Here is a 4,579-nt window from a genome sequence, read left to right on the forward strand (position 1 = left end):
GCCGGCAACAAGCCCGGCGGCTTCTCGGCCAATGGCGGCGTGGTGACGAAGCTGAAGATGCTCGAGATCGAAGGCGCGCTGGTGAACCACACGCCGAGTCTGTTCGATTGAGGATGCTTGCGCCGAAATCGTAGGGTGGGTTAGCCGAAGGCGTAACCCACCACTGTTTGTCTCTGCGGAAACAGAAGAGGTGGATTACGCTTCGCTAATCCACGCTACGAAGCGCCTTAAATCTTCGCCGCTACCTTCGGCCAATATCTGTCGCGCAGGTGACGCTTCACCAGCTTGCCGGTCGGCGTGCGCGGCAGCTCGACCTCGAAATCGATCGAGCGCGGGCACTTGATCGCGGAGAGGCGGCCCTTGCAGTAGGCGATCAGGTCGGCTTCCAGCGCCTTGCCCGCACGCGTCATGTCGTGCGGCTGCACCACCGCCTTCACCTCCTCGCCCATCTCCTCGTTCGGCACGCCGAACACGGCGACGTCGGCGACATCGGGGTGGGTGATGAGCACGTCCTCGGTCTCCTGCGGGTAGATGTTCACCCCGCCCGAGATGATCATGTAGGACTTGCGATCGGTGAGATAGAGAAAGCCGTCCTTGTCGAGATAGCCGACATCGCCGAGCGTCGACCAGCCCTTGGCGTTGTAGGCCTTCTTGGTCTTCTCGGGATCGTTGTGATAGGTGAAAACCGGCGCGTCGGCGAAATAGACCGTGCCGATCTCACCTAGCGGCTGCTCCTCGTCGTTCTCGTCGAGAATCTTGATCTTGCCGACCACGGCGCGGCCGACGCTGCCGCGATGCTCCAGCCATTCTTTCGAATTGCACACGGTGACGCCGTTACCTTCGGAGCCGGCGTAGTACTCGATCAGGATCGGTCCCCACCATTCGATCATTGCTGCTTTGACGTCGACCGGGCAGGGGGCGGCGGCGTGGATGGCGCCCTTGAGCGTCGAGACGTTGTACTTCGTGCGGATCTCGTCCGGCAGCTTCAGCATGCGCACGAACATGGTCGGCACGAGCTGCGATTGTGTGACCTTGTACTTCTCGGCCAGCCTCAAGAACTCTTCGGCGTCAAAACGCTCCATGATGATGGAAGTGCCGCCGAGCACGATCGCCATCATGTTGAAGCGCAGGGGCGCCGCGTGATAGAGCGGCGCCGGCGAGAGATACGTGCTCTCCGCATTCATGCCGCACATGTCGGCGCAGAGCACGCGCAGGAAGGCGTTCGGCACGTCGATCCTGTTGCCCTCGAACGCCTTCTTGATGCCCTTGGGTCGGCCGGTGGTGCCCGACGAATACAGCATGTCGTAGCCGGCGACCTCGTCGGCGATCGGCGTCGTTGGCTGCGCTGCGGCTTCCTTGTCGTAGGAACGGAATCCGGACAGCGGCTCGTCCATCATGTAGAAGATCGGCTCGCCTGGCGTGCCCTTGATTAGGGCCTTGATCTGGTCGGCGCATTTCGGCGTGGTGATCACGACCTTGGCGCCGCAATCGGCGATGATGTAGTCGATCTCATCCTGCTTCAGATAGCGGCTGATCGCGGTGTAATAGAGCCCGCTGCGTTGTGCTGCCCAGCAGATCTCCATGAAGGCGAGCCGGTTCTCCATCAACAGCGCGATGTGGTCGCCGGCCTTCAGGCCGAGCGAGCGGAACAGGTGTGCGCCCTGGTTCGAGAGCTCGTCGAGCTCGCGATAGGTGATCGCCTTGCCGGTACCGGCCATCTGGTAGGCGATCTTGTCGGGATTCGTGCGCGCGTGGATTGAGGGGTGAGTCATCGGGAAGGTCTCGCAACAGAAAAGGTGTCATCCCGGCGAAGGCCGGAATCCATAACCACAGGCCTCGACTTTTGAAACGAGATGGATCTCCAGCGCGGCATAACCACAGACTCCTGTGGTTATGGGTCCCGGATCGGCGCGCGCTTGAGGCGCGCTTGTCCGGGACGACACCATCCGTTTGGAAGACAGCTTACAGCCGCTCCACGATCGTCACATTCGCCATGCCGCCGCCTTCGCACATGGTCTGAAGGCCATAGCGCTTGCCACGCTGGTGCAGCGCGTGGACCAGCGTCGTCATCAGCTTGGTGCCGGAGCCGCCGAGCGGATGGCCGAGCGCGATGGCGCCGCCATTGACGTTGAGCCGCTCCGGATCGGCGCCGGTGGTCTTGAGCCAGGCGGTCGGCACCGAGGCGAAGGCCTCGTTGACCTCGAACAGGTCGATGTCGCCGATCGTCATGCCGGCCTTCTCCAGCGCGCGCCTGGTGGCGTGCAGCGGCGCGTCCAGCATGATCACGGGATCGCCGCCCATCATGGTCATGTGATGGACGCGCGCGAGCGGCTTGACGCCGAGCTGCTTCAACCCGCGCTCGTTCACCACCATGACGCCGGAAGCGCCGTCGCAGATCTGGCTGGCGCTGGCCGCGGAGAGCTTGCCGTTCTCGGCGATCAGCTTGACGCCCTTGATGCCGTCGAGCGTGGCGTCGAAGCGGATGCCCTCGTCGATGTGGTGGGTATCCTTGCTGCCGTCGGCGCGGGTGATCTCGAGTGGGACGATCTCCTTCTTGAAGTGACCGGCTTGCGTCGCCGCGATCGCGCGCTGATGGCTGTTGTAGGAGTATTCGTCGAGCTCATCCTTGGAGAGGCCGTACTTCTCGGCCATCATCTCCGCGCCGGTGAACTGGCTGAACACGATGTTGGGGTACTTCGCCTCGATGCCCGGGCTCTTGTAATTGCCAAAGCCGTTCTTGGCCGGAAGCTGCGAGGACAGGCCCATCGGCACGCGTGTCATCGATTCCACGCCGGCGGCGATCACGACGTCCATCGCGCCGGACATCACGGCTTGCGCCGCGAAGTGCAACGCCTGCTGCGAGGAGCCGCACTGGCGGTCGATCGACGTGCCCGGCACGCTTTCCGGCAGCTTCGAGGCCATGATCGCATTACGCGCGACGTTGTTGGACTGTTCGCCGACCTGCATCACGCAGCCCATGATCACGTCCTCGACCAGGGCCGGATCGACCTTGGTGCGATCGACCAGCTCGTCCAGCACCTTGGCGGCGAGATCGGCCGGATGCCAGCCGGCGAGGCGGCCCCCCTTGCGCCCGCCGGCGGTACGCGCAGCGGCGACGATGTAAGCCTCGGCCATTTCGGTTTCTCCCTGAATTTTTCTGGATCGGGTTGGTTGTCGGGGGCGGATTAAAAGGGTGCGACATCATTTAGTCAATCGATCAATTAACTCTTGTGATGAGGCGCTGCTTGGGCTTATCTGCGCCCCGCTTCAAGCGGCGAGAACAGGGAACTCCGTGGCTACCAGCGTACCGACCAGGCTCCCCAGCGGAAAGAATTCCACGGCAGAGAAATTGCTCGTGGCCGCAAGTGAGCTGATGATCGAACGTTCCTCGATCGAGATTTCGCTCTCCGACATCGCCCAGAAGTCAGGCGCCAACGCCGCGCTGGTCAAATATCACTTCGGCAACAAGGACGGCCTGCTGTTGGCGCTGCTCGAGCGCGACGCGGGGACGGAGCTCTCCAACCTCGAATATCTGCTGGCCCAGCCGATCACGCCGACCGCGAAGCTGAAGCTGCATATTGGCGGCATCATCCGGGCCTATCACCGGTTCCCCTATATGAACCGGCTGATCCACTATCTCCTGCACGAAACCAATGCGGGTTCTGCCGACGAAGTCTCGAAATTCTTCGTCGCGCCGCTGCTGGATTTTCATCGCCGCCTGCTCGCCGAAGGCGTCAGCAGCGGCGAATTCCGCCAGACCGATCCGGTGCTGTTCTACACCAGCCTGATCGGCGCCTGCGATCACCTGTTCTTCGGCCGGCACGCGATGTCCCGCGCGACCGGCGTCGGCCCGGTCACCGATGAAGTCTGCCGGCAATACATCAAGCACATGGAAACGCTGATCTGCGGCGGCATCCTCACCAAGGTCGAGGAAGCTGCCGCGGCCGGATGATCCGGCGGACTCTTCAAGTCCAGAGAAGAAACGCCCAAGGAAAAGGTAGAGGAAAGGTACAAGCGATGCAGTTGAAAGACGTAGCCGTTCTCATCACCGGCGGTGGTTCGGGCCTTGGTGCCGCGACCGCCCGCGCCATGGCCGCCAAGGGCGCCAGGATCGGCGTGATCGACCAGAGCAAGGAAAACGCCGAGAAGGTCGCGGCCGAAGTGAAGGGCGTCGCGCTGCATGCCGACGTCACCAGCGAGGAGCAGATCAAGGCGGCGATCGCCAAGGCGGAAGCCGCGCATGGCGTCGCCCGCGTGTTGATGAACTGCGCCGGCATCGGCGGCTCGCAGCGCATCGTCGGCCGCGACGGCGTCTATCCGCTGGAGAAGTTCGCGCGCATCATCAACGTCAACCTGATCGGCACCTTCAACTGCCTGCGGCTGTTCGCGGAGCGCCTGGTCACCGTCGAGCCGATTGGCGAGGAGCGCGGTGTCATCATCAACACCGCGTCGGTGGYGGCCTATGAAGGCCAGATCGGCCAGATCGCCTATGCGGCGTCGAAGGGTGGCGTCGTCGGCCTCACGCTGCCGGCCGCGCGCGACTTCGCGAGCCAGAAGATCCGCGTCAACACCATCGCGC

The 4,579-nt window shown here is 63.1% G+C and carries 4 protein-coding genes and 1 pseudogene; 3 read left to right on the forward strand and 2 right to left on the reverse strand.

Features of this window, described 5'->3' with window-relative positions; translation table 11 throughout:
- Window positions 1–111, forward strand: a pseudogene (locus AC1D00_RS28105) (methylated-DNA--[protein]-cysteine S-methyltransferase); the annotation flags it as partial.
- 116 nt (window positions 112–227) lie between these two features.
- Here AC1D00_RS28105 and AC1D00_RS28110 read toward each other — a convergent pair.
- Window positions 228–1,772 carry an acyl-CoA synthetase gene (locus AC1D00_RS28110; protein ID WP_477012895.1) on the reverse strand — a complete coding sequence of 515 codons (1,545 nt, stop codon included), beginning with the start codon at window positions 1,770–1,772 and terminating at the stop codon, window positions 228–230.
- A gap of 190 nt (window positions 1,773–1,962) precedes the next feature.
- A complete protein-coding gene (locus AC1D00_RS28115) occupies window positions 1,963–3,135 on the reverse strand; it encodes an acetyl-CoA C-acetyltransferase (protein ID WP_025576220.1) in 1,173 nt (390 codons plus the stop codon).
- A 157-nt stretch (window positions 3,136–3,292) separates the two neighbouring features.
- Between AC1D00_RS28115 and AC1D00_RS28120 the strand changes: the two genes are divergently transcribed.
- Complete coding sequence (locus tag AC1D00_RS28120) at window positions 3,293–3,952, forward strand: TetR family transcriptional regulator (RefSeq protein ID WP_477012896.1); 660 nt, start codon at window positions 3,293–3,295, stop codon at window positions 3,950–3,952.
- A 65-nt stretch (window positions 3,953–4,017) separates the two neighbouring features.
- Window positions 4,018–4,579 (forward strand): SDR family NAD(P)-dependent oxidoreductase (locus AC1D00_RS28125; protein ID WP_477012897.1); only part of this gene is annotated, 562 nt, incomplete at its 3' end.

It is taken from the genome of Bradyrhizobium sp. P2_E8 (assembly GCF_056403875.1).